Source organism: Halorientalis brevis (assembly GCF_042678165.1).
In the GTDB taxonomy this organism is placed as follows: Archaea; Halobacteriota; Halobacteria; order Halobacteriales; family Haloarculaceae; genus Halorientalis; species Halorientalis brevis.
The window spans coordinates 1-4,581 of the sequence record NZ_JBHUDJ010000006.1; the positions used below are offsets into that span (position 1 = coordinate 1).

The 4,581-nt window shown below is 60.4% G+C and carries 2 protein-coding genes and 1 rRNA gene; 2 read left to right on the forward strand and 1 reads right to left on the reverse strand.

Translation table 11 applies throughout. From position 1 onward, the window contains the following. Positions 1-302: 302 nt before the first annotated feature. Positions 303-1,701: ribosomal RNA gene (locus tag ACFR9U_RS11740) — 16S ribosomal RNA — on the reverse strand. A gap of 688 nt (positions 1,702-2,389) precedes the next feature. Between ACFR9U_RS11740 and ACFR9U_RS11745 the strand changes: the two genes are divergently transcribed. Beyond that, on the forward strand, positions 2,390-3,295 hold the full coding sequence (locus ACFR9U_RS11745) for a serine/threonine-protein kinase RIO2 (RefSeq protein ID WP_247380902.1): 906 nt from the start codon (positions 2,390-2,392) through the stop codon (positions 3,293-3,295). 573 nt (positions 3,296-3,868) lie between these two features. After that, entirely contained in the window at positions 3,869-4,459 is a 591-nt protein-coding gene (locus tag ACFR9U_RS11750; protein WP_247380899.1) for a 50S ribosomal protein L15e, read from the forward strand. Positions 4,460-4,581: the final 122 nt, after the last annotated feature.

Below are 4,581 nucleotides of genomic sequence, written 5' to 3' on the forward strand. Positions count from 1 at the left end.
TCCTTCGTCGGCGCTCGAGCCGAGCTATCCACCAAGTGGCATAGTAGCCAATTGATGCTCTGGAACCTAACGGTTCCAGAATAGTCGGACACACGTTCCACGATGAAACGGGTCCAGTTGACGTCTGGATTGCACGTACACACGGTCGTCATCGTTCACACGCGGTGGTAGAGCGTGCGACATCGTACCCTTCCCAGCCACGCTTTCGCGAGCTGGTGCATTGGTGAGTGACCGACTCGGAATCGAACCGAGGCAACCGTCGAAGACGGTGCTCTGCCACTGAGCTATCGGTCGCCCCTCCGAAGAGGGGTGAAAGCCCTGACAGTTCAGTGTTCANCGGGTGCTTTGACGGGCGGTGTGTGCAAGGAGCAGGGACGTATTCACCGCGCGCTTCTGACACGCGATTACTACCGAATCCAGCTTCATGCGGACGAGTTTCAGTCCGCAATCCGAACTACGACCGGGTTTATGGGATTAGCGTCCCCTTTCGGGGTGGCAACCCTTTGTCCCGGCCATTGTAGCCCGCGTGTTGCCCAGCACATTCGGGGCATGCTGACCTACCGTTGCCCGTTCCTTCCTCCACGTTAGCCGTGGCGGTCTTCCTAATGTACCCAGCCACCACAAGGGTGCTGCTGGCAATTAGGAATGCGGGTCTCGCTCGTTGCCTGACTTAACAGGATGCCTCACGGTACGAGCTGACGGCGGCCATGCACCTCCTCTCAGTAGGTCCGATAAGACCATCAGCCTGATCTTCACTCCTACTGTCGGTGCTGGTGAGATGTCCGGCGTTGAGTCCAATTAAACCGCAGGCTCCTCCGGTTGTAGTGCTCCCCCGCCAATTCCTTTAAGTTTCATCCTTGCGGACGTACTTCCCAGGCGGCCCGCTTGCGTCTTCACTGCGGCATAGCACAGGCTCGTAGCCTGTGCCATACCTAGCGGGCATCGTTAACGGCTGGGACTACCCGGGTATCTAATCCGGTTCGAGACCCCAGCTTTCGTTCCTCACCGTCGGATCCGTGCTCTCGAGATGCTTTCGCCATCGGTAGTCCGTCCAGGATTACGGGATTTCACTCCTACCCCGGACGTACTTCTCGAGTCTCCCGGTCCCAAGCCGAGCAGTTTCCGCCGGACGTCCAGCAGTTAAGCTGCTGGATTTCCCGACGGACTTGCTCGGCCGGCTACGAACGCTTTAGGCCCAATAAGAGCGGCCATCACTCGAACTGCCGGTATTACCGCGGCGGCTGGCACCGGTCTTGCCCAGTTCTTATTCGTACACCACCTTACGGTGTACAAAAGCGAGGACGATATGCCCTCGCACTCGGAGTCCCCCTATCGCACTGTCGTGCAGTGTAAAGGTTTCGCGCCTGCTGCGCCCCGTAGGGCCCGGTATCTTGTCTCAGATACCGTCTCCGGGTTCTCGCTCTCACGACCCGTACCGATTATCGGCACGGTGGGCCATTACCCCACCGTCTACCTAATCGGCCGCAGCCACATCCTACAGCACCGTAGTATTTCACGCTCCTCGGTGTTCCACCGTAGAAGCACTATCCGGAATTAGCCTCAGTTTCCCGAGGTTATGCCGGTCTGTAGGGTAGTTTGGCCACGTGTTACTGAGCTATCCGCCACGAGTCTGAACTCGTGCAACTAGCATGGCTAAGTCGGACTCCGATAGCAATGGCCTCCGGCAGGATCAACCGGAATGGTTCCCCAATCATGGGGGGCTGGCGGAGACACGCTATGTCTCTGTCCGTCATTCGGTGATAATACATCACCGAACTGTCAGGGCTCACATCAGATCCCATCTGTACGGCAAAGCCGCAGGGGTGAAATCCTCATCTTTCGAGGCGCTGCGAAGCAGTGCCCCTATCACGTATCATCATCAGCGAGGAGACCTCGCCTAGAGTGTCGATGGCGTAGCGGCCTGAGGCCGCTGGCCGCCATCTGCCGCGTACATTACCTCCGATGGGGGTGATACATAAATACCCGTCGATAGAGACGGCTGTGTGGCAACCAAAACCACAACACAGGTCAGCAGTCCACAGAAGATATTGATGGATATGTTCGGGACTGTACGCCGATCTCCCCCGGAAAATAGTGAAGCCGCTGAGAACTTCGCTGGGGCGCAACAGAGACGAAGCCAGCTGTAGCAGAAGCGAGGAACCCACTGTGGTCACATTCGCGCACGTGCGTAAACAACAAATAATTTCGTCGTCAGTAGCCCTCAAAACGCACGTACAGTCCGACTGTTGCTCGTCTGAGGCAGAAGGCCGACCACTATCCAGACGATCGAGCACGGAGAGGGCGCGATTCTGTATAGCGGTATGCAGTACATTGGCGGCACGACCCGGACGCGTCGGGCTTTTACGCAACGACCGTCTACGGGCCGCTAATGGTCCAGAACGTCGCGCCGCTGATGGCTGAGCTCGAGCCCGAGGATTTCTATCTGCTCTCGGGGATCGAGCAGGGGATGCGGTTCTCGGAGTGGGTCGCAACGCAGAAGATCCCCGATTTCTCGCGGCTCACACCGGAGAACGTCGACTACCGACTGGACCGCTGTGAGGACCGCGGGCTGATCGAGCGCAAGACCATCCAGTACACGGGCTACAAACTCACCTTCGAGGGGTACGACGCGCTGGCCCTGCACGCGCTCATCGAACGCGACACCATCGAAGCGTTCGGCGCACCGCTGGGGGTCGGCAAGGAGAGCGACGTCTTCGAGGTGAAGTCCTACAAACCGCTGGCACTGAAGTTCCACCGCGAGGGGTACACCAACTTCCGGGAAGTCATGAAAGAGCGGGAGTACACGTCCGACAAGGACCACGTCTCCTGGCAGTACACTGCCCGGAAGGCCGCCGAGCGCGAGTACGACGCCCTGGAGGCGCTGTACCCCGACGTCAGCGTCCCGCGTCCGATCGACCAGAACCGCCACGCCATCGTCATGGAGAAGATAAACGGTGCAGAACTCTCCCGGACGAAACTCGAAGACGAGCAGGTCGTGCCGGTTCTCGATCTGATTCTCGACGAACTCCAGACGGCGTACGACGAGGGCTACGTGCACGCGGACATGAGCGAGTACAACGTCTTCGTCAACACCGAGGGAATCACCATCTTCGACTGGCCCCAGGCCGTGCCGACCGACCACGAGAACGCGTCCGAGTTCCTGGCCCGAGACGTCGAGAACCTAGTCAGTTACTTCAGACGCAAATACCCGCAACTCACTGCCGACATTGACGCGGACGCCGTCGCGGACGCGATTCTCGACGGTTCCTTCGAGACCGCCCAGACCCACGTGTGAGCGGGGAGCCCCAACGTCTCCCGCAGTTCGAGTAGACCCATCAAAACTGGGTCCCCGACAGAGCAGGCTCGACAGTCGCGTGGCCATCAATGACGAGTTCCCCAACGTGCCAGTCGTCGCTAGAGAGACGGCATCCGTCGGGGGCAACGGACTGTTCTCCGTGACCTGACCGAGCAGACGCTCAAGCGCTCTGCAACCTGTTTCACCGGCGCCAGACGATACCGCGACGAATGAGAAACGGTGCGACAGGGAGACTCATAAATGGCATGTCGCGATACCAAATTTGGCACGCAGGTCGTCTCGAAGTGTCCGAAACGGCGAACAGGGAGACGAAGTCGACGGCGGAACGGCGGGGACTGAGGAATAGGACTCGGACGCGAGTATGCACGAAGCGTCCACGCGGTCGTGGAAGTTCGAAGCGCTTAACCGATGAAGGGGGAAAGAATCGGTAACTCGCTGGTCGACGGGCACCAGCGGGCACCTGCCGTGCCGTGCGGACCTCCGCGCGGCCCACAGGTCGGGATGTGATTCCCCCCGGGGAATTGAACCACGCAACGCCCGTGGTGACGAACCATGGCACGAAGCTTCTACTCCCATATCCGAGAGGCATGGAACGACCCGGACGACGGCAAACTCGCCGAACTCCAGTGGCAGCGACAGCAGGACTGGCGCGACCAGGGCGCCCTCGAGCGCGTCGAGCGCCCGACCCGCCTGGACAAGGCCCGTTCGCTGGGCTACAAGGCAAAACAGGGCGTCGTCGTCGTCCGCGCGAGCATCCGCAAGGGTGGCGCACGCAAGCAGCGCTTCACGGCCGGTCGCCGCTCGAAGCGCCAGGGCGTGACGCGCATCACCCGCCGGAAGAACCTCCAGCGCGTCGCCGAAGAGCGCGCCACCCGGAAGTACCGCAACCTGCGCGTGCTCAACTCCTACTGGGTCGGCGAGGACGGCCGCCAGAAGTGGTTCGAGGTGATCCTGCTGGACCCCGAGCACCCGGCCATCCAGAACGACGACGATCTCAACTGGATCTGTGACGACTCCCAACGCGGTCGAGCCTACCGTGGCCTGACCAGCGCCGGCCAGTCCAACCGTGGTCTCGACGAGAAGGGCAAGGGCACCGAGCACACCCGCCCGAGCGTCCACAGCGGCAAAGGCCGCGGCAAGTAAGACCACTTTTTACTGCGTCGGGTTTCCTCGGTCGCCTCCGGCGACCTGCGGGAACCGCTCACACCAGAAATCTTCGATTTCTGGTTTGCTCACGAGACGCACCGCGTCTCGTGAACCTTGTA